This window comes from Streptomyces sp. NPDC101194 (assembly GCF_044767885.1).
In the GTDB taxonomy this organism is placed as follows: Bacteria; Actinomycetota; Actinomycetes; order Streptomycetales; family Streptomycetaceae; genus Streptomyces.
Window position 1 is genome coordinate 160,310 of record NZ_JBIWOS010000012.1, and the last position, 20,435, is coordinate 180,744.

The following is a 20,435-nucleotide window of genomic DNA, read 5'->3' on the forward strand; positions in this document are numbered from 1 at the left end:
GGACTACAGATGAACGACCGGGCAGGTCAGGGTTCGGGTGATGCCTTCCACCTGCTGGACCTTGGCCACCACCATGCGGCCGAGTTCATCGACCGTGTTGGCCTGGGCGCGCACGATCACGTCGTAGGGGCCGGTGACGTCCTCTGCCTGGATCACTCCCGGAACTTTGGCGATGGTCTCGGCGACGGTCGACGCCTTGCCCACCTCGGTCTGAATAAGGATGTACGCCTGTACCACGGAACCTCCAGGGCGGCCACGAGGATCATGTGGGGGAAAGGGACGCCACGGTATCGCGTTGCCGCGGGCCGCGGGGAGACCTACGGGTCGGTTGACGTCCACAGCGTGGCGTACGCAAGACACAGGTTGACGTATCTCTTGACAGTACCGACAGCAGCGACGGCCCGCGACCGCGAGCGCAGCGGTGCGAACGGGGGACGGGCGTGCCGATGAGAACCGGTGCAGACTGCTCCCTGCGGCGGCGGCCGGTCCACGATCCGGATCCCCGGTCGCTGAAGCAGCCCGGACGATCGTCCGGCGCGATAGATGAGAGGTGAGACTCGGTGAAGGGAACCGTGGGCGAGTTGGGGGAGTTCGGGCTCATCAGGGAGCTGACTTCCCGGCTCACCACCACTCCGGCGGTACGGCTCGGTCCCGGCGACGACGCCGCGGTCGTGTCAGCTCCCGACCGCAGGGTCGTGGCCAGTACGGACATCCTGTTGGAGGGACGGCACTTCCGCCGCGACTGGTCGACGGCGTACGACGTCGGCCGCAAGGCCGCCGCGCAGAATCTCGCCGACATCGCCGCCATGGGTGCCGTGCCCACCGCGCTGCTGCTCGGCCTGGTCGTCCCTGCCGAACTCCCGGTCACCTGGGCCGGCGAACTGATGGACGGCATCCGTGACGAGTGCCAGGTCGCCGGCGCGGCCGTGGTCGGCGGGGACGTGGTGCGCGGCGAGACGATCACCGTCTCGATCACCGCACTCGGTGATCTGCGCAACCACGAACCGGTCACCAGGTCCGGCGCCCAGCCCGGCGACGTCGTCGCCGTCACCGGCTGGCTCGGCTGGTCCGCCGCCGGGTACGCCGTGCTCTCCCGCGGCTTCCGCTCTCCCCGCGCCTTCGTCGAGGCCCACCGCCGCCCCGAACCGCCGTACCACGCGGGCCCCGCGGCCGCCGGGCTCGGCGCGACCGCGATGACGGACGTGAGCGACGGACTCGTCGCCGACCTCGGGCACATCGCCGAGGCCAGCAAGGTCCGGATCGACCTGCGTTCCGGACTGATCGACATCCCGTCGCAGATGTCCGACATCGGACAGGCCGTCGGCGTGGATCCGCTGCAGTGGGTGCTGACCGGGGGAGAGGACCACGCGATCGTCGCCACCTTCCCGCCGGACGTGAAGCTGCCCGCCCGCTGGAAGGTGATCGGCGAGGTCCTCAACCCCTCGGCGCTGCCGCAGGTGACGGTCGACGGAGCGCCCTGGACCAGCAAGAGCGGCTGGGACCATTTCGGGGGCATCGAGGACGCCCAGTAGATTGCGGCACATGTCCTCGACTGCTGACGTACCCGCCCGTGTGCTCACCGTCGCCGGATCCGACTCCGGCGGCGGTGCGGGCATTCAGGCCGATCTGAAGACGATGCTGGCTCTCGGTGTGCACGGCATGAGCGTGCTGACCGCCGTCACGGCCCAGAACTCGCTGGGGGTGCGGGGCGCCTGGGAGTTGCCCGTCGAGGCCGTGCGCGCCCAGTACCGCAGTGTGGTGGACGACATCGGTGTGCAGGCGGTGAAGACCGGCATGCTGTCGTCGGCCGCGCTCGTGGAGACCGTGGCCGAACTCCTCGCGGACACCGACGCCCCGGTCGTCGTGGACCCGGTCGGAGTCTCCAAGCACGGGGACCCGCTGCTGGCCGCCGAGGCACTCGATTCGGTACGGACGAAACTGCTTCCGGTCGCCACGGTCGCCACCCCGAACCTGGACGAAGTGGCGCAGCTCACCGGTGTGAACGTCAGGGACGAGACCGGAATGCGACAGGCCGCCGACGAGGTGCTCGGTTTCGGGCCGCGCTGGGTCGTCATCAAGGGCGGGCACCTGTCCGGCGACCCCGTGGATCTGGTGACGGACGGCGCGCAGGAGCACTGGCTGCGCGCGCCGAGGCACGACAACCGGCACACGCACGGCACCGGCTGCACACTCGCCTCCGCCATCGCCTGCGGACTGGCCCTGGGGCAGGACGTACCGACAGCGGTGCGGGGCGCGAAGGCCTATGTCACCGGGGCGATCGCGGCAGGCTTCCCGCTGGGCGCCGGGATCGGCCCCGTCGACCACGGCTGGCGGACGCGCACCGTGTGAGCACGCCCCCCGGCACAGCAAAAAGCCGGTCCACCGAGGCGGACCGGCTTTTTGGGCAACCGGAAGGCTGCGCTACGACGGGAACGTCAGCGCGCGACCTTGCCGGCCTTGATGCACGAGGTGCAGACGTTGAGCCGCTTCGGCGTCCGACCGACCACGGCACGCACGCGCTGGATGTTGGGATTCCAGCGACGGGACGTACGGCGGTGCGAGTGCGAAATGTTGTTGCCGAAGCCCGGCCCCTTGCCGCAGACGTCGCAGTTGGCAGCCACGGGTCACTCCAAAGACTTCAGGTGCACTTACAGTGAATTCCGGCGCGCCGGATTCATTTGACTGAAGTGGCGGTACCGGAGGAATGGCCCGACTCTCGTCGGGCAACCGAAGCAGCATACAACGACCGCGTCGGTAGAACGAAACTACCATGGGTTCCGCCGCCCCCCGTCCGCCCCTGTCCCCGCCGGACCCGGCGCACGGGGACTACTCTGCGGTGCAGCCGGCCACGTACGGCCGATTCCGAGGAGGACCGACAGGTGCTGCAGACCGCCGACGACATGGACGCCGTCGCGGTGCGTACCTGGTGCTCACTGGCCCTGGAGGCGCTGGGCCGGGAGCGCGCGGCGATCGACGCGATCAATGTGTACCCCGTCGCCGACGGGGACACCGGCACGAACCTCTATCTGACCGTGGAGTCCGCGACCCAGGCCGTCGAAGCGGTCTTCGCCGCGCACGAGACCGGCACGACGGCCCCCGTCGCCGCCGACGCGGTACGGGCCATGGCGCACGGCGCGCTGATCGGCGCCCGCGGGAACTCCGGCACGATCCTGGCCCAGCTGCTGCGCGGGATGGCGGGGGTGCTGGGCGAGGGGCACGACGCGGACCATCTGCGCAGGGCGCTGACCGCCGCCGCTGCCGCAGCCCGGCAGGCCGTCGCCCGCCCCGTCGAGGGCACCGTGCTGACGGTGGCCTCCGCGGCCGCCGAGGCCACCGGGCGCACGGCGGACGACGCCGGGACCGCGGAGGTCGCACGGGCGGCGTACGAGGGGGCGCGGGCGGCCCTGGAGGAGACCCCCGGACAGCTTGAGGTCCTCGGGCGCGCAGGCGTCGTGGACGCGGGGGGCCGGGGCCTGGTGACGGTGCTCGGGGCGCTCGTCGAAGCGGTCTCCGGGAGGGCGCCCGAGCACATGTACACGGCCGCGCCCGCGCCCCAGGTCACGGTGGTGGAGAGCTGCGCGCAGGGCGGACCGGCCTTCGAGGTCATCTACCTGCTGGAGGCCGCGGACGACGCCGTGGACCGGCTGCGGAACCGGCTCGACCGACTCGGTGACTCGCTCGTGGTGGTGGGCGGCGACGGGCTGTGGAACGTCCATGTGCATGTCGACGACGCGGGTGCGGCGGTGGAGGCGGGCGTCGAGGCGGGGCGGCCGTACCGGATCCGGATCACCCACTTCGGCGCGGACCGGGTGCACACCCAGGCCGAACCCGTGCAGCGCGCGGTCGTCGTGGTGGTCCCCGGCGACGGGCTCCGCGGGCTGTGCAAGGAGGCCGGCGCGACGACGGTCCTGGCGCGCCCCGGCGAGCCGCCCGCCAGCGGCGAACTGGTCGATGCGATCCGCCGGGCACACGCCCGCGAGGTGGTACTGCTGCCCAACGACGCCGAGTTGCGCCACACCGCGGCCGCCGCCGCCGAACAGGCCCGCGCGGAGGGAGTCAGGGTCGCCCTGATCCCGACCCGGGCCGCCGTCCAGGGCATCGCCGCCCTCGCCGTCCACGAACCCGACCGCAGCTTCGACGAGGACGTGGTGGCGATGACCGCCGCCGCCGGCGCCACCCGCTACGCCGAACTGGCCGTCGCCGAGCGGCAGTCGTGGACCATGGCGGGCATCTGCCAGGCCGGCGACGTGCTGGGCCTGATCGACGGGGATGTCGCGGTGATCGGCGAGGACGTGCCGGAAACGGCCCGCACCGTGCTGGACCGCATGCTGGCGGCAGGCGGCGAACTGGTCACCCTGGTCCTGGGCGAGGACGTCCCCGACAGCCTGGCCGACGCGCTGGAGGAGCACGTGCGCGAGGGCCATCTGGCGGTCGACACGGTGGTGTACCGGGGCGGCCACCAGCGCGCTCCCCTGCTGATCGGCGTGGAGTAGGGCCGGGGCGGGACGTCCTCAGCCGCCGGACGGGCCCGATCTCCCGTCCGCGTACTTCAGCAGCGCCTCGGCCTCCGCACGACGCTCCCGGCCCGTCTCGTCCGGCTCCCCGGTCCGTGGATCTCAAGGACCCTGCGGGCCCGGGTCCGCGCGGCGTCCGGGTGGCCCAGGTCGGCCTCCGGCCAGGCGGCCGTCGGCTCGGTGGCGGTGCGCGGTCCGAGGAACTCGGGGCCGGCCTCCGTGAAGCGGTCGATCGCCCGGCGCACATGGCCGAGAGCCTCCTCGAACTCCGGTACCCGGCCCGGTTCGCCCCGGAAGAGGTGCGTGATCAGCTCACCGGCCTGGCGGTGGGTGTCCGCCGGCTCCGCCGGCAGCCGGGGCGCGCTGCGAAGGTCCGGACGCCGGCGCCGCCTCGCACTCCCGCTCGGCCGCCGCCATGAACTGCCGTGCCGCGTCCGGGCCCGACCGCCCCTTCCGGGTCGCGATCCGGGCCCGCACCCGCAGCGTCCGGACGAGCGCGAGGACGTCACCCAGCTCGCGCCAGAGCTCCCCGGCCTCCGGCGCGTGCTCGGTCGCCTCGTCGAACTGCCCGGCGGCGCCGAGGACTTCGGCGAGCCCGAGGTACAGCTGGGCCCGTCCCGGAGCCGGGACGAACGCCGCTCGGTGCTCCAGCGCGGCGCGTGCGGCGCGCTCGGCCCTGTCATGCTCGTCGAGCCGGGTGGCAAGTGCGGCGGTCCTGGCCTCGTACTCGACGGCGTACCACGGCAGCCCGGCGTCATGGATCCCGGCGGTGGCCCGCACGTACAGCTCCGGCCCGCCCCGCGGATCGCCCCGGTACCGCGTGACGTCGCCGAGAGGATCCAGCGCCTCCGTGAACCGGGTGACGACCGAACGCTCCGCGCGCAGCGGTTCGGTGAACGCCGGCAGTTCCCGCGCACCCTGCTCCGGACCGGCGACAGCCGCCTCGGCGGACTCCTCGTCCGGGGCCTCGCGCACCGGCCGGCCGAGGACGCGGGCCCGGCACATCAGCACGGTGCGCGTCTGCCGGGCGGTGGCCCCGCCCCCGGCGTGCGGGGCGAGGGCCCGGTCCAGGAGCGGCGCGAGCTCGGCCAGCGCCTCCCGCGCACGACCGGCCTCCAGCGAGCGGGCGTACGCGGCCCCGGCCGCCGCGGCCGTGGCCTCGCCCGGGTCGCCCGCGGCCTCGTACGGTCCCGAGGCGGTCCGGAAGGACGCGACCGCCTCGGCGGGCGGCAGGGAGCCGTCCATCGCCCGGTGGTCCTCGACGCATGCGCGGTCGTGGTCCGACAGCCCCGCGGATCGCCGGGCTCCGGACGGGCGCTGTCCGGCAGCGTACGCACGGTGTACGAACCGTCGTCGCGGGCGCACCACTCCACGGGCGGTGAGCCGGGTGTCCGCGCCGACCGGCCGATCACCCGGATCTCCGCCGCCGCCACGACGAAGCAGGCCAGCAGCCCGATGCCGAACTGGCCGAGGAACTCGGCACGCGCCGACGCCAGACCCTCGGCCCCGTCGCGTTCGGAACTGCGGCCGATCGTCGGGAGCAGGCTGTGCACATCGGTCTCGGTCGGCCCGGCCCCGCTGTCCTCGATCCGCAGCCGCCCGCCGTCCGCGTACAGCCGCGCCGGGGCGGGCGCGTCCGGCTGCTCGGCGCGGCGGGCCGTGACGGCGTCCACCGCGTTCTGCAGCAGCTCACGGAGGTAGACACGAGGGGAGGAGTAAAGATGGTGGCGACCAGGGATTCCGGTGATCCGGGTGGTGCCCGCCGGACATCTGTCAGTGGTGTGGTGTGCAATGGAACGCGTGTCTGCGTTCGATGAACCTCTCAAGAAGCTGCTCGGCGGAGCCACCGCGAAGGTGATGGCCGAACACCTCGACCTGCACACGGTCGGTGATCTGCTGCACCACTACCCGCGGCGGTACGAGGAGCGCGGCCGGCTCACCGCCCTGGCCGACCTTCCGCTGGACGAGCACGTGACGGTGGTCGCCCAGGTCGCCGACGCCCGCATCCTGATGTTCAACAACGGCCGCGGCAAGCGCCTCGAAGTGACCCTCACCGACGGCAACGGCCGCCTCCAGCTGGTCTTCTTCGGCCACGGCGTCCACAAGCCGCACAAGGAGCTGCTGCCGGGACGGCGCGCGATGTTCGCGGGCAAGGTCTCCGTCTTCAACCGGAAGATGCAGCTGGCCCACCCCACGTACCAGCTGCTCGACGCCGAGTCCATCGACGGGGCCGAGGCCGCGGAGGCGGTGGACGCCTTCGCCGGGCGGCTGCTGCCCATCTATCCGGCCTGCAAGCAACTGGACTCCTGGCGGATCGCCAAGGCCGTCGACACCGTGCTGCCCAGCGCCGCGGAGGCCGTCGACCCGCTGCCACCGGGTCTGCGCGAGGGCCGCGGATTCACCCCGCTCCCGGAAGCGCTGCTGAAGGTCCACCGCCCGCAGACCAAGGCGGACATCGCGCAGGCCAGGGACCGGCTGAAGTGGGACGAGGCGTTCGTCCTCCAGGTCGCGCTGGCCCGCCGCAGATACGCGGACGCCCAGCTCCCGGCGGTGGCGCGCAGACCCCGGCCCGACGGACTGCTCGACGCCTTCGACGCCAAGCTGCCCTTCACCCTCACCGAAGGACAGCGGAAGGTCTCCGGCGAGATCTTCGACGACCTGGCGACCGAGCACCCGATGCACCGGCTCCTCCAGGGCGAGGTCGGTTCCGGGAAGACGATGGTCGCCCTGCGCGCCATGCTCGGCGTCGTCGACGCGGGCGGACAGGCCGCCATGCTCGCGCCCACCGAGGTGCTCGCCCAGCAGCACCACCGGTCCATCACCGAAATGATGGGCGAGCTGGCCGAGGGGGGAATGCTGGGCGGTTCCGAGCAGGGGACGAAGGTGGTGCTGCTCACCGGCTCCATGGGGGTCGCGGCCCGCCGTCAGGCGCTGCTCGACCTCGTCACCGGCGAGGCCGGGATCGTGATCGGCACGCATGCGCTGATCGAGGACAAGGTGCAGTTCCACGACCTGGGCCTGGTCGTGGTCGACGAACAGCACCGCTTCGGGGTGGAACAGCGCGACGCCCTTCGGTCCAAGGAGAACTCCCAGGGGGAACGCAGGCCCCCGCATCTGCTGGTCATGACCGCCACCCCCATTCCCCGTACGGTCGCCATGACCGTCTTCGGCGACCTGGAGACGTCCGTGCTGGACCAGCTCCCGGCCGGCCGCTCGCCGATCGCCAGCCATGTCGTCCCCGCCAAGGACAAGCCGCACTTCCTCAGCCGCGCCTGGGAACGGGTCCGGGAGGAAGTGGAGAACGGGCACCAGGCCTACGTGGTCTGCCCCCGCATCGGTGACGACGCCGAGGACGAGGCGGCCGGCGGGAAGGGGAGGAAGAAGGCACTCGAGGACGACGGCGAGAAGCGCCCGCCGCTCGCCGTCCTGGAGATCGCCGAACAGCTCGCCAAGGGCCCCCTGGCCGGTCTGCGCATCGAGGTGCTGCACGGCAGGATGAATCCTGACGACAAGGACGACGTGATGCGCCGCTTCGCCGCGGGCCAGGTCGACGTCCTCGTCGCCACCACCGTCATCGAGGTCGGGGTCAACGTCCCCAATGCCACCGCCATGGTGATCATGGACGCCGACCGGTTCGGGGTCTCCCAGCTGCACCAGCTGCGCGGCCGGGTCGGCCGTGGCTCGGCCCCCGGGCTCTGTCTGCTGGTCAGCGAGGCCCATGAGGCCGGCCCCGCCCGTGCCCGGCTCTCCGCCGTCGCCGCCACGCTCGACGGCTTCGAGCTGTCCAGGATCGACCTCGAACAGCGGCGCGAGGGCGATGTCCTGGGCCAGGCCCAGTCCGGCGTCCGCTCCTCGCTGCGGATGCTCACCGTCATCGACGACGAGGAGGTCATCGCCGCCGCCCGCGAGGAGGCCGTGGCGATCGTCGCGGCCGACCCGGAGCTGGAGCGTCTGCCCGAGCTGCGGATCGCGCTGGACGCGCTGCTCGACAAGGAGCGCGAGCAGTACCTCGACAAGGGCTGACACGGTCGGCGGGGGGCGACGGGTGCGCGGGCTCGATCCGCCACGACGCCATATCGTGGGTGCCACGGCGCCGCAGCACCCTGTGGGCCACCCACGAACCGAGGACCAGACACCCATGACCCGCGTGATCGCCGGCTCGGCCGGCGGACGCCGCCTGGCCGTCCCGCCCGGCACCGGCACCCGCCCCACCTCCGACCGTGCGCGCGAGGGACTCTTCTCCACCTGGGAGGCGTTCCTGGGCAGTCTCCACGGCACCCGAGTCGCGGATCTCTACGCGGGCTCCGGCGCCGTCGGTCTGGAGGCGCTCTCCCGCGGCGCGGTCCACGCCCTGCTCGTCGAGGCCGACTCCAAGGCCGTCCGCACCGTCCGGGACAACGTCCGCACGCTCGGCCTGCCCGGCGCCGAGGTCCGCACCGGCAGAGCGGAACAGGTCGTGACCGGCCCGGCGCCCGCGGAGCCGTACGACGTGGTGTTCCTGGACCCGCCGTACGCCGTGACCGACGGCGATCTCGGGGAGATACTGCTCACACTCCGTGCTCAGGGGTGGCTCACGACCGACGCGCTCGTCACCGTGGAACGGAGCACACGAGGCGGAGAATTCAACTGGCCCGAGGGATTCGAGCCACTGCGGGCCCGTCGCTACGGCGAGGGAACGCTTTGGTACGGTCGCGCCGCCTCTACGTGCGAAGACGCACGATGACCGGACCGGAGAGCGAGGGAATCAAGTTGCGCCGCGCCGTCTGTCCGGGGTCATTCGACCCCATCACCAACGGACACCTCGACATCATTGGCCGTGCCTCGAAGCTGTACGACGTCGTACACGTCGCGGTGATGATCAACCAGTCCAAGAAGGGTCTGTTCACGATCGACGAGCGGATCGACCTGATCCGTCAGGTGACCGCGGACTTCGGCAACGTCCAGGTCGAGTCCTTCCACGGGCTCCTGGTCGACTTCTGCAAGCAGCGCGACATCCCGGCGATCGTGAAGGGCCTGCGGGCCGTCAGCGACTTCGACTACGAGCTGCAGATGGCCCAGATGAACAACGGCCTCTCCGGCGTCGAAACGCTCTTCGTGCCGACCAATCCCACCTACAGCTTCCTGTCGTCCTCCCTGGTCAAGGAGGTCGCCACCTGGGGCGGAGACGTCTCCCACCTGCTTCCCCCCGCGGTCCACCAGGCCCTCACCGAGCGTCTCGCCGGACGCTGAAGCACTGACTGTCCGTCACCAGGTGTCGGACGGGCGCCGACTGGCCGTACAGTCGTCCCGTCCGTCTCCAATCGGCTGTAGAGAGTGGCGAGCACACGGTGGACGTGCAGAAGAAGCTCGACGAGATCGTCGAGGCGGTCGGCAGCGCCCGGTCCATGCCCATGTCGGCTTCGTGCGTGGTCAACCGCGCCGAACTGCTCGCGATGCTCGATGAGGTGCGCGAGGCCCTGCCCGGCTCGCTCGCCCAGGCCCAGGAGCTCATCGGCGGGCACGAGCAGCTGGCCGAGCAGGCCCGTCAGGAGGCCGAACGGATCATCGAGGCGGCGCACGCCGAACGCACCTCGCTGATCGCCGGTACCGAGGTCGCCATGCAGTCGCGCAGCGAGGCCGACCGCATCCTCGAGGAGGCCCGCCGGGAGGCCGCGGAGGTCCGCGCCGAGGCCGACGAGTACGTCGACAGCAAGCTCGCCAACTTCGAGGTCGTCCTCACCAAGACCATCGGCTCCGTCGACCGGGGCCGCGAGAAGCTCCTCGGCCGCGGCCAGGCCTTCGACGAGCAGGGGTACGAGGACCCGGATTTCGCGGAGGCCCCCGAGCGCAGTACCGACCCGGCCACGCTCCAGCGCCGTGCCGACGAGTACGTGGACACCAAACTCGGTGCCTTCGAGGCCGTGCTCGCCAAGACCCTGGAGGCGGTCGGCCGCGGCCGGCAGAAGCTGCACGGACGGGTCGCCACCGACGAACTCGGCGTGCACATGGCCGCCCAGGACGCGGCGGGCAACCAGGGGCACATGAGCGACGAGGACCACTGGGCCGGCCTCGCCGAGCTCGCCACCCCGGAGCCGCAGCCCGCGCACCAGCAGGTCCAGCCGCACTTCCCGGCCCAGACCCAGCCGAGCTACGCGGAGACGTACGGGTACCAGGAGCAGCCGCAGCAGGACGTCTACCAGTACCAGCAGCAGCCGGACCCGTACGCCGCCTATCAGCAGCAGGGCTACGACCAGGGCCAGGCCCAGCCGCCGGCCCAGAACTACGACGGCTGGCAGCAGCAGCCCGTGCACCACCAGCAGACCCTTCAGCCGCAGGGTGAGAGCGCCCTCGACGAGACCAGCCTGTTCGACACCAGCATGATCGATCTGGAACAGCTCCGCCGGTACGAACAGGAGCGCTGACCGGTCCCCGCGGCGGCGGTCCGGTCGCCACGGCGGTCCGGGCCGTGCGGGGAGACCGGATTGGGAGCTGAGCGGCGCGTCCAGTATCCTGGCTCTTCGGTCGCGCGTATGACCGCGATCCCTGCTGCCCGATTCGAATCCGAATCCGGTCAGCCCTCCCCACGCTGCGTGACGCACATGATTTTGAAAGCAGGAAAAGCCCTGAACGGCCACCTCGACCACCGAAACCCCCTCGTGTTCGACACGCACGAGCTGGGTCGGCGTCCCGGTGCCCTCCAGCGGCTGACCCGCACGGTGGACGCACCCGGTTCGCCGGCCCTCGGTATCGACGGGGTCATCGGTGTGCCGGAAGGCGCGCCCGTGGAGCTGGATCTGCGCCTCGAATCCGTCATGGAAGGGGTGCTCGTCACAGGCACCGCCCGTGCGTCGGCCGAGGGGGAGTGCGTAAGGTGTCTGGAGCCGCTGCACCAAGAGGTCGCGGCGGACTTCCAGGAGATGTTCTCGTACCCTGACGCCGATGACCGTGGCCGCAGCAGCAAGGCGGAACCGGCCGACGACGCCGAGGACGACGAGGACAGGCTCTTCATCGAGGACGGCCTGTTCGACCTCGAACCAGTGCTGCGCGATGCGGTGGTGCTCGCACTGCCGATGCAGCCGGTGTGCCGGGAGTCCTGTGCCGGACTGTGTTCCGAATGCGGAATCAGGCTGGACGAGAACCCCGGTCACCACCACGATGCCGTCGACATTCGTTGGGCGGCACTGCAAGGACTCGCCGACACCGTTCAGGACGGCGAGAAGGACAACATGGGCGGCGCCGAAGCGGGCGTCGACGAGAAGCAGGAGAAGTAGCCGTGGCTGTTCCGAAGCGGAAGATGTCGCGCAGCAACACGCGCCACCGCCGGTCGCAGTGGAAGGCTGCGGTCCCCACCCTGGTTTCGTGCGAGCGTTGCCAGGAGCCGAAGCTGCAGCACATCGCGTGCCCCAGCTGCGGCACGTACAACAAGCGCCAGGTCCTCGAAGTCTGAGCGGCTGGTGAGAGGCCCGATGTCTGAGTTGTCCAACGCCAAGAAGCAGGCAGACAACGTCAACACAGCCTCGTCCCACACGCTTCTGGAAGGGCGGCTCGGGTATCACCTCGAGTCCGCCCTTCTGGTGCGTGCGCTGACCCATCGCTCCTACGCGTACGAGAACGGCGGTCTGCCCACCAACGAGCGGCTCGAATTCCTCGGGGATTCGGTGCTCGGCCTGGTGGTCACGGACACGCTGTACCGCACCCACCCCGACCTGCCCGAAGGCCAGCTGGCCAAATTGCGGGCCGCGGTGGTCAACTCGCGTGCGCTGGCGGAAGTGGGCCGCGGCCTCGAACTCGGCTCCTTCATCCGGCTCGGCCGCGGTGAAGAGGGCACGGGCGGCAGGGACAAGGCGTCCATCCTCGCCGACACCCTCGAAGCGGTGATCGGCGCGGTCTATCTCGACCAGGGTCTCAGCGCGGCCTCGGAGCTGGTCCACCGGCTCTTCGACCCGCTGATCGACAGGTCCTCCAACCTCGGCGCCGGCCTGGACTGGAAGACCAGCCTCCAGGAACTCACCGCGAGCGAGAGCCTCGGCGTCCCCGAGTACCTCGTCACGGAGACCGGCCCGGACCACGAGAAGACCTTTACTGCTGCTGCTCGCGTCGGTGGTGTCTCGTACGGCACCGGCACCGGCCGTAGCAAGAAGGAAGCGGAGCAGCAGGCGGCGGAGTCCGCCTGGCGCGAGATCAGCGCCGCCGCGGAAGCACGGGAGGCCGCGGCGAAGTCCGCTGCCGACGGAGGGGCCGCCGACACCCCTGCCGACCCCTCGCCGTCCACGGACGTCGCTCCGGCCTGACCCGAGAACCCCTCGGTGCCCTGCGCACCGAGGGGTTTTTCCTGCCCGGATATGCTTTTCATCTCCCCGTTCACTTCTCGCACTTCTCCAGGAGCGACACCGTGCCCGAGCTGCCCGAGGTCGAGGTCGTACGACGGGGTCTCGCGCGCTGGGTCACCGGCCGTACGGTCGGCGAGGTCGAGGTGCTGCACCCGCGTGCGGTCCGCCGCCATCCCGCGGGCGGCGTGGACTTCGCGGCCCGGCTGGGCGGTGCCCGCTTCGGAACGGCCATGCGCCGCGGGAAGTACCTCTGGATACCGCTGAACGACGCGTCCAGCTCGCTCCTCGGCCACCTCGGTATGAGCGGACAACTGCTCGTACAGCCGCAGGACGCCCCCGACGAGAAGCACCTGCGCGTCCGGATCCGCTTCGACGACGACCTCGGTACCGAGCTGCGCTTCGTCGACCAGCGGACCTTCGGCGGGCTCTCGCTCCACGAGTGCGCCGCCGACAGCACGGACGGGCTGCCCGACACCATCGCGCACATCGCCCGCGATCCGCTGGACCCGGCCTTCGACGACGCGGCGTTCCAGACGGCCCTGCGGCTGCGCCGGACGACGATCAAGCGCGCTCTGCTCGACCAGTCGCTGATCAGCGGCGTCGGCAACATCTACGCGGACGAGGCGCTGTGGCGCACCAAGCTGCACTACGACCGGCCGACCGCCACCCTCACCCGCCCCAGGTCCGCCGAGTTGCTGGGGCATGTCCGTGACGTGATGAACGCGGCGCTCGACCAGGGCGGCACCAGCTTCGACAGCCTCTATGTCAATGTGAACGGCGAGTCCGGTTACTTCGACCGCTCGCTCGACGCCTACGGACGCGAGGGCGAGCCCTGCCACCGCTGCGGTACGCCGATGCGGCGCCGGGCGTGGATGAACCGCTCCAGCTACTTCTGCCCGCGCTGCCAGCGTCCGCCGCGCACGGCTTCCTGAGGGCGGTCCGGCGAGTCGTCGCCGGAGGAGAGCCCCGGCGTCCGACGGCGTACGTCGCGGATGGGTCTCTCCGACCGGCGCGGGGCCGCTCCACGGAAACGGCTGCAGACATGCCTCGTTCCCGTGTTACATGGGTGTCATGGTGACCACCGACCGACTGCTGGCCTTCGCGGCCATGTCGTTCCTGCTGATCGTGGTTCCCGGCCCCAGCGTGCTGTTCGTGATCGGGCGGGCACTGGCGCAGGGGCGCCGGGCCGCGCTGACCACGGTCGCGGGGAACACGCTCGGAGCCTACGTGCTCGTCGTGGCCGTGGCGCTCGGGGTCGGGGCCGTGGTCGAGCGCTCGGTCCTCGTCTTCACGGCGCTGAAGCTCCTGGGCGCCGCGTACCTGGTGTATCTCGGTGTCAAGGCGGTGCGGCAGCGCGGGGCGCTGCACGCCGCGTTCACCGGTGACGGTCCCGCGCACGGCGGTCTGCGCACGTTGTGGGAGGGGTTCGCGGTCGGCGTGGCCAACCCCAAGACCATCGTGTTCTTCGCCGCCGTGCTGCCCCAGTTCGTCGACCCTCGTCAGGGGCACGTCACAGTTCAAATGCTGGTGCTCGGCCTGGTCTTCAATGTCATCGCGGTGGCCTCCGACAGCGTGTGGGGGTTGGTCGCGGCCACCACGCGAAGCTGGTTCGCCCGCTCACCGCGGCGGCTCGCCCTGATCGGCGGGGTCGGCGGGTTCACGATGATCGGCCTCGGTCTGACCGTCGCCGTGACCGGCCGCAAGGACTGAGGTCCCTCGGCCGGACCGTCGCCCGGCCGGACACCGCCGGGCTCGACCCCGGCTGCAGTTCGCACGCGCCGGGGCGCCCTGAACGACCGGACCGCGGACCGGGGTGAATCCTTCCGGGCCCGCCGCGCCTCTCATAGGCGTGCGGACGACCGCGTCCGCCGCAGCCCACCGGGAGGACCCCATGACCACCGTCGTCATCGCCGTCGCGGCCGCCGCGCTGCTGCTGTGCGCGTGCACCGTCACGCTGCTGCGCCGCCGGAGGCGTCAGCGTGGCTGACCACAGCTGGCCCGGCGCGACCCTGGTCGCCGCGGCGCAACGCGGCGACGTCGACGCGCTCACCGCGCTGGTGTACGGCTCCTACCCGCACGTGCACCGGTTCGCGCGCACGCTGTGCGCCACACCCCAGGACGCCGAGGACGCCGCCCAGGAAGCGCTGATCATCCTCTACCGCAAGATCGGCATGCTGCGCGCCTCCGGGGCGCTGGCCTCGTGGATGTTCCGGATCGTCCGCAACGAGTGCCTGCGCCGCACCCGCACCCTGGTTCGGCGCGGACCGGTCGACGAGCCCGGCCTGCTCGGCACGGCCGGCTGGTCGTCGGACGCGTTCGGCGGCACCGTGCAGTCCGCCGAGGAGGACGTCCTGCTGCGCCTGGAAGCCGAACGCGTCGCGGCCGCCGTTGCCGCCCTGCCCGACGACCAGCGGCAGGTGCTGGTCATGCGGGACATCCAAGGCCTGCCCGGCCGCACCGTCGCCGACCGGCTCGGGCTGAGCACCGCCGCGATGAAGTCCCGCCTGCACCGGGCCCGTTCGGCGGTACGCGAGGCACTGCGCGACGAACCGGCCAGAACGAGGGGAACCGACGATGACATCTGATCCGACCACCGCGACACGCACCGCCGTGCCCCCTTCCACACCCGCCGCCGTGCCCGCTTCCACACCCGCCGCCGGTGCACCCGATGCGCCGACGAGCGGCGGCTTCGCCGGCGACACCCTCCCGCGCCATCTGGCCATCGGAGTCATCGGGTTCGGCGCGCTCGCCGGGTCCCTGGCCCTGCTGCCGGTCGTCGGCCCGGCGAGCCTGCTGCTCGCCCCGGTCGGCCTGGTCGCGCTGCGCGGATGCCCGATGTGCTGGGTGATCGGCCTCATGGAGACCATCTCGGCCGGGCGGCTGCGTCGGTCCTGCGCGGACGGGAGGTGCGAACTGACCCGCGCCACGCCCTGAGGTCGTTCGTGCGCATCAGGCCGGATCGGCGGGTGGGTCCGATGCTGGGGATCGCACGGCGAGGGGACATCCGCATACCGGACGTATGCGGATGTCCCGACAGTACGTCGCGGTGCCGTGGCCGCCGTCGTGCGTCCGCCGGGAAATACGTCCGCCGGGGAATACCGGACAGCGACAGCCCTTCAGTCCCGGTTCCCAGGGCCCGGGTGGGCCTCGTCGTAGCGGTCGCGGGCCCGTAGCACCTCGGGCATCCGGCCCTCGACGAGCTGGATCAACCCGAGCAGCCGCTCGGCCACCTGTCGGCCCAGGGGCGTCAGCTCGTAGTCGACGCGCGGGGGATTGGTCGGCTGGGCCTCACGGTGCACCAGACCGTCCCGCTCCAGGGCGTGGAGCGTCTGCGAGAGCATCTTCTCGCTCACTCCGTCGACGCGGCGGCGCAACTCGTTGAAGCGGAAGCCGCCCTCGTACAGGGCTCCCAGCGTCAGGCTGCCCCAGCGCCCGGTGACATGCTCCAGCGTGCCGCGCGAGGGGCACTGCCGGGAGAACACATCGAAGGCGAGCGCGTCCAGACGGGAGTTCTCGTCCATACGCACGAGCTTACGCCCGCACAGCGCTTACCGGGGGGTGGCGCTTTCTGAGGGTGAGTGTGTGCTGTGGCTCGGGCGGGCTACAGGGCATCCTCCATGTTGGCACCGGGCGACAACGGGTAATTGGGCTAGCAGGACTGGCTGCTCGTGGGGCGACTACGACCGGCGATGCAGCGGTAGATCACGTTCGGTATCGGGGCGTTGCATGGGGGGCAGACAGGTGGACTCGGACACGGTCATTGCTACGGCCGCAACAACCATCGCGCTGGGTTCTCTCTGGGTCAGCTATACGCAGACCAGGGCTACACGGTTACATAACCGCCAGACCGTAAGACCCTTGCTTGTGATGCGACGCGTTAAGGAGCACGAAGGGCACGAGGCCGGCCTTCAGGTCATCAATGCCGGACTTGGGCCAGCCGTCGTAACAAACTCTGTGGTGCACTTGGACGGAGACCATATCGGCCAATGGCACTATCACCACGCAAGAACGTGTCCTAGCGCCGTTGCCTGTGCGGCCCAAGGCTCACTCCCTCCGTCCGGGTGCCGCGGTCCTTGCTGGACAGTCCGCCTTCTTGTTGCATCTCGACGAGTTCAGTGAAAACCAACACGGCTGGTTCTGGGATCTCATCACTCGGCGTCTGGTGATCGAGATTCGATACGAGTCGCTCTACGGTGGTGAGGATTTCAGGGCGACACCTCCACTGTTCTGACGTGGTCGAGGCCAGGAGCCTTCCGCCCGTCGCTCCTGTCGCCAACACGCGCACTTGGAGCGGTTCGAGCTGCCTTTCCCCGTGGTTCCCCGCCCGGTCGGGCACGGAATGGGCACGCGCCGCCTTCATCGCCCACCCCAACCCACCACTTACCTCAGCTCCCATCCCGTCCGCCTTCGACCCGCACACCGTGGAGCAGGCGTGGTTCAGGGCGTCAAGGTGGAGCGCGCCACTGTACGAACGACCTTGACGCCCTGGGTCGCGGCTGCTCGGCTCTGCCTGGGGCGAAGGTGGTCGGCATGGGAGCCCACGACGCTCGCCACGCTCCGGCCGACACTCGCGTACGGCGCCCCTGCCATGCCGGAGTCTGAGCGCCCCCGCTGGAGGCATGTCTGGAAGCCGCGGACTTGGTTCTCGTCTCATGCCCTCCGGGCCTGTCCACTGCGGGCGCGCGTCGGCAACGGCAGCGCCGAGCGGACCGGAGGCAGGAGCGCGGGCGCAGCCAGAGCTGGGAAGAGCGCCCGGCGGGGCGGAGCGCAACCGGGCGCTCGCGCAAGGTCAAGCCGTGGTCTGCTGACCGCGTGAAGGCTGTGCAGGCTGCTCTGCCTGAGAGGTACCGAGCCTTGGTGGACCCTGCTGCGGCCTTCGGCAGGGCGAGGTGTTCGGCCTCGCAGTCGAAGACGTGGATTTCCTCGGGAGCGTCGCCCACGTGGCCCGGCAAGTGAAGTTGCTCCGTAACCGGCCTGTGTTCGCCCCGCCCAAGGGGGGAAAGGAGCGGGATGTGGCCCTGTCCGAGTCCATCGCCTTCGCGTTGGCCGGCCACCTGACGCGCTTGCCCGTTGCGGAGGTGACATTGCCCTGGAAGACGTTGGATGGTGCGCCCGTCGCTAGGGCGCTGATCTTTCGAAGTCCCGAGGGTCTTTCCCTGAACCGCAATCGGTTCACGGTCGACAGTGGCGGCCCGCTCTGCGTGCTGCCGAATATTTGGGCCATTATGACCCCGGTTTCACGCTGCGGACCTACACGCACTTGATGCCGTCGAGCGGCACCCGTACGCGAGACGCTGTCGACGCGGTCTGGGCTGCTTCGGCGACCGATGACGACCCTGAGACGGCCCAGAAGGGCTCATAGCTCGATGACCTGCGGAAATCTCAGAAGCCGAAGTCCTGCGTCCACCAGGGGCCGCCCGCGCCGTGGTGCACGCCGACGCCGAGCGTCTTGTAGTCGCAGTTGAGAATGTTCGCCCGGTGACCGTCGCTGTTCATCCAGGAGTCCATGACGGCCTGCGCGTCGGCCTGGCCCCGGGCGATGTTCTCGCCCCCGAGCCCCTGCACACCGGCCTTCGAGGCGCGGTCCCAGGGGGTCCGGCCATCCGGGTCGGTGTGGTCGAAGAAGCCGCGCGCGGCCATGTCGTCGCTGAAGTTCTGGGCGAGCGAGGTCAGTGCGGAGCTGGTCGTCACCGGACTGCAGCCGACCTTCGCGCGTTCCTGGTTGACCAGGGCGAGCACGGCGGCCTGGGCGGAGTCGGCCGTGGCCGACGCCGTGGACCTGCGGGCGGCCGGAGACGAGGGTGCGGAGGCCTCCGGAGCGGCCGACGGCGCATCGGAAGCGGCCGGGGCGGCGCTCTTCCCGGTTTCCTCCGTGCCGGTCCTCGGTGCCGAGGTCGACGGGGACGGGTTCGCCCGTTCCTTCGGCCGGGACGTCTTCGACGGGGAACCGGACGACGGGGAGCCCGTCCGGGACCGCGCACTCGCCGGTCCATCGGTGCGTCCGGCATCGCGGCCTGCCTCGGCCGACGCGGTGGACGAGCCTCCCTGGCCCAGGAGATCCGGAGCCCCCTCGGTGCGCACCTGGTCGGCGGCCGAGCCGCCGTTCGTGTAGGTGTCACCGCCGGGCAGCAGACCGGAGGCGACCGCTACGGCCCCCACGGCAAGGGCCGCGGAGACGCCGACCAGCCCCGTACGAACAGGTGCTCCGGACCGCTTCCCGTGGCGCTTTCCCCGGTGCCGACCGGTGTCCCCCGTCCCGTGGTCCTGAGCGGCAGGAACTGCTGCGGAGCGTCGATGACGTCCCATGTGCCGAGCCCTTCCGACGATCCGGACGCCGCTCTCGGCGTCAACGTGCCTCACTCGATCGGGTGAGGCTATTGCGACGGGACTGTACGCCATGGGCTATAGGGGGAAGGTGCTCCGAGAGCAATTGGCCGGTTAGCGTTCGGGCATGAACGAAGACGTACGACTCACCGCCTGGGTACGCGGCCGAGTGCAGCAAGTCGGGTTCCGCTGGTTCACCAGGGCAAACGCCCTGGAGATCGGTGGTCTCACCGGTTTCGCCCTCAATCTCGACGACGGCAGGGTGCAGGTCGTCGCCGAGGGGCGGCGTGAGAATTGCCACCGTCTGCTGGAGTGGCTGCGCTCGGACGACACACCCGGGCGCGTTGACGGAGTCACTGAGATCTGGGACACGCCGCGCGGCGGTTACGACGGTTTCGCGATCCGCTGATACGGGCTTGCAACGGGTCCGACGCGAGCGCCGTGTTCGGACGGTGTTCGACGGACGGCGCGGGGTGACGGGGCGGGGGGCTCATCTGCGTACACATGAAATGACCTGCGAAATGACCGGGTGGTTGCCAAGATTCGGTTGGCGTGCCAGGCTGCGGCAGTAAGGATGATCTCCACGCCCTCCAGGGCCCCGCAGGAGAGTCGCGCCGCATGATTGTGAAGCCGCGCGCCCCAGGGCCGCCCGTCTCTACGGGGTGTGATCGTGTTGACCGTCAAACTTTTTGGTGAGACGCTGAAATCCCCGCGCACCTTAGCTGTTCGGCAGAGCTGTTTGGCAGCAGAACAGCAGTGAATACAGAGCACTGCCGAGCACCGCGGGTGCGAATCCCTCACGACCCACACCGCATCGGTCGGTCACTCAGTGTGGAGGACCATCCATCATGGCAAAGGCGCTTCTCGGTTACGTCGGCGGTTCCGACCCGCGACTCCTCGCCGAGATGCGACGGCTCCAGCAGCGCGTCCAGGATCTCGAATCCGAGCTTGTACGGATTCAGGACGAGAACGACGCGCTCAATGCCGCCGCCCAGCACCAAGAGTCGCTGCTCGACAGCATCGACATCGACGTACCTCAGGCGGAGCCGGCGCTGACCTGACCGATGGCCACAGGGCCGGTCGGGCTGTCCCGCGTCAGCCGTCCGAGATCATCACCCGGATCGTCGCCGGATCATTGAAGATCACTGCTCTTGATCTGTCACCTTCGTGACATGTCCTTGATCCGTCATGTGCCGCTGCACCACTACACCGCACACGCAACACCGCACAAGATTTAAAGGGGCGCTTCGGCGTCCCTTCTTTCTTTCTGCTCGGACCTGTGCGGCCC

General features: G+C 70.6%; 21 protein-coding genes and 1 pseudogene. 16 read left to right on the forward strand and 6 right to left on the reverse strand.

Annotated features, from left to right (window positions below):
• Positions 1 to 3: 3 nt before the first annotated feature.
• Positions 4 to 237, reverse strand: coding sequence for an Lrp/AsnC ligand binding domain-containing protein (locus ACIRP2_RS33720; RefSeq protein WP_365245262.1), 234 nt, complete (start codon positions 235 to 237; stop codon positions 4 to 6).
• A 323-nt stretch (positions 238 to 560) separates the two neighbouring features.
• Between ACIRP2_RS33720 and ACIRP2_RS33725 the strand changes: the two genes are divergently transcribed.
• Together ACIRP2_RS33725 and thiD are read left to right on the forward strand one after the other, a co-directional pair.
• Positions 561 to 1,532, forward strand: coding sequence for a thiamine-phosphate kinase (locus tag ACIRP2_RS33725; RefSeq protein ID WP_404257044.1), 972 nt, complete (start codon positions 561 to 563; stop codon positions 1,530 to 1,532).
• Between the two features lie 10 nt (positions 1,533 to 1,542).
• Complete coding sequence (gene thiD, locus ACIRP2_RS33730; protein ID WP_404257046.1) at positions 1,543 to 2,349, forward strand: bifunctional hydroxymethylpyrimidine kinase/phosphomethylpyrimidine kinase; 807 nt, start codon at positions 1,543 to 1,545, stop codon at positions 2,347 to 2,349.
• Between the two features lie 86 nt (positions 2,350 to 2,435).
• On the opposite strand, the gene rpmB is transcribed toward thiD, so the two are convergent.
• Positions 2,436 to 2,621, reverse strand: coding sequence for a 50S ribosomal protein L28 (gene rpmB, locus ACIRP2_RS33735; RefSeq protein WP_030928661.1), 186 nt, complete (start codon positions 2,619 to 2,621; stop codon positions 2,436 to 2,438).
• Positions 2,622 to 2,879: 258 nt separating this feature from the next.
• Here rpmB and ACIRP2_RS33740 point away from each other — a divergent pair, with 258 nt between their 5' ends.
• On the forward strand, positions 2,880 to 4,493 hold the full coding sequence (locus ACIRP2_RS33740) for a DAK2 domain-containing protein (protein WP_404257049.1): 1,614 nt from the start codon (positions 2,880 to 2,882) through the stop codon (positions 4,491 to 4,493).
• Positions 4,494 to 4,826: 333 nt separating this feature from the next.
• Here ACIRP2_RS33740 and ACIRP2_RS33745 read toward each other — a convergent pair whose 3' ends face one another.
• Both ACIRP2_RS33745 and ACIRP2_RS33750 read right to left on the reverse strand, forming a co-directional pair.
• Positions 4,827 to 5,759, reverse strand: a complete 933-nt coding sequence (locus tag ACIRP2_RS33745; RefSeq protein WP_404257051.1) for a hypothetical protein — start codon at positions 5,757 to 5,759, stop codon at positions 4,827 to 4,829.
• A 53-nt stretch (positions 5,760 to 5,812) separates the two neighbouring features.
• Positions 5,813 to 6,253, reverse strand: a pseudogene (locus ACIRP2_RS33750) (HSP90 family protein); the annotation flags it as partial.
• 52 nt (positions 6,254 to 6,305) lie between these two features.
• On the opposite strand from ACIRP2_RS33750, the gene recG reads away from it, so the two are divergent.
• The 11 genes from recG (at position 6,306) to ACIRP2_RS33805 (ending at position 15,757) form a co-directional block, all read left to right on the forward strand.
• Complete coding sequence (gene recG / locus ACIRP2_RS33755; protein WP_404257053.1) at positions 6,306 to 8,537, forward strand: ATP-dependent DNA helicase RecG; 2,232 nt, start codon at positions 6,306 to 6,308, stop codon at positions 8,535 to 8,537.
• Positions 8,538 to 8,652: 115 nt separating this feature from the next.
• Positions 8,653 to 9,237, forward strand: a complete 585-nt coding sequence (gene rsmD, locus ACIRP2_RS33760; RefSeq protein WP_404257056.1) for a 16S rRNA (guanine(966)-N(2))-methyltransferase RsmD — start codon at positions 8,653 to 8,655, stop codon at positions 9,235 to 9,237.
• A gap of 26 nt (positions 9,238 to 9,263) precedes the next feature.
• Positions 9,264 to 9,743, forward strand: a complete 480-nt coding sequence (coaD, locus tag ACIRP2_RS33765) for a pantetheine-phosphate adenylyltransferase (RefSeq protein WP_404257230.1) — start codon at positions 9,264 to 9,266, stop codon at positions 9,741 to 9,743.
• A 98-nt stretch (positions 9,744 to 9,841) separates the two neighbouring features.
• Positions 9,842 to 10,915: a cell division initiation protein gene (locus ACIRP2_RS33770; RefSeq protein ID WP_404257058.1), complete on the forward strand. Its 1,074-nt coding sequence runs from the start codon at positions 9,842 to 9,844 to the stop codon at positions 10,913 to 10,915.
• A 177-nt stretch (positions 10,916 to 11,092) separates the two neighbouring features.
• The gene (locus ACIRP2_RS33775) at positions 11,093 to 11,764 is read left to right on the forward strand and encodes a YceD family protein (RefSeq protein WP_404257060.1); all 672 of its coding nucleotides are present in this window, start codon (positions 11,093 to 11,095) and stop codon (positions 11,762 to 11,764) included.
• Positions 11,765 to 11,766: 2 nt separating this feature from the next.
• Complete coding sequence (gene rpmF, locus ACIRP2_RS33780) at positions 11,767 to 11,940, forward strand: 50S ribosomal protein L32 (RefSeq protein ID WP_003965982.1); 174 nt, start codon at positions 11,767 to 11,769, stop codon at positions 11,938 to 11,940.
• 19 nt (positions 11,941 to 11,959) lie between these two features.
• Positions 11,960 to 12,784, forward strand: coding sequence for a ribonuclease III (gene rnc / locus ACIRP2_RS33785; RefSeq protein ID WP_404257062.1), 825 nt, complete (start codon positions 11,960 to 11,962; stop codon positions 12,782 to 12,784).
• Between the two features lie 101 nt (positions 12,785 to 12,885).
• Positions 12,886 to 13,755, forward strand: a complete 870-nt coding sequence (mutM, locus tag ACIRP2_RS33790; protein ID WP_404257064.1) for a bifunctional DNA-formamidopyrimidine glycosylase/DNA-(apurinic or apyrimidinic site) lyase — start codon at positions 12,886 to 12,888, stop codon at positions 13,753 to 13,755.
• 139 nt (positions 13,756 to 13,894) lie between these two features.
• Positions 13,895 to 14,533, forward strand: coding sequence for a LysE family translocator (locus tag ACIRP2_RS33795; protein WP_404257066.1), 639 nt, complete (start codon positions 13,895 to 13,897; stop codon positions 14,531 to 14,533).
• 269 nt (positions 14,534 to 14,802) lie between these two features.
• Positions 14,803 to 15,408, forward strand: a complete 606-nt coding sequence (locus tag ACIRP2_RS33800; protein WP_404257068.1) for an RNA polymerase sigma factor — start codon at positions 14,803 to 14,805, stop codon at positions 15,406 to 15,408.
• A complete protein-coding gene (locus ACIRP2_RS33805; protein ID WP_404257070.1) occupies positions 15,398 to 15,757 on the forward strand; it encodes a hypothetical protein in 360 nt (119 codons plus the stop codon). Before ACIRP2_RS33800 ends, ACIRP2_RS33805 begins: the two co-directional genes overlap by 11 nt.
• Before the next feature lie 182 nt (positions 15,758 to 15,939).
• Here ACIRP2_RS33805 and ACIRP2_RS33810 read toward each other — a convergent pair whose 3' ends face one another.
• Positions 15,940 to 16,344, reverse strand: a complete 405-nt coding sequence (locus ACIRP2_RS33810; RefSeq protein ID WP_404257072.1) for a winged helix-turn-helix transcriptional regulator — start codon at positions 16,342 to 16,344, stop codon at positions 15,940 to 15,942.
• A 1,861-nt stretch (positions 16,345 to 18,205) separates the two neighbouring features.
• Positions 18,206 to 19,129, reverse strand: a complete 924-nt coding sequence (locus ACIRP2_RS33815; RefSeq protein ID WP_404257074.1) for a CAP domain-containing protein — start codon at positions 19,127 to 19,129, stop codon at positions 18,206 to 18,208.
• A 145-nt stretch (positions 19,130 to 19,274) separates the two neighbouring features.
• Here ACIRP2_RS33815 and ACIRP2_RS33820 point away from each other — a divergent pair, with 145 nt between their 5' ends.
• Positions 19,275 to 19,556, forward strand: coding sequence for an acylphosphatase (locus tag ACIRP2_RS33820; protein ID WP_404257076.1), 282 nt, complete (start codon positions 19,275 to 19,277; stop codon positions 19,554 to 19,556).
• Positions 19,557 to 19,995: 439 nt separating this feature from the next.
• Positions 19,996 to 20,208 (forward strand): hypothetical protein, encoded by a 213-nt coding sequence (locus tag ACIRP2_RS33825; protein ID WP_018551753.1) that lies wholly within the window; start codon positions 19,996 to 19,998, stop codon positions 20,206 to 20,208.
• Positions 20,209 to 20,435: the final 227 nt, after the last annotated feature.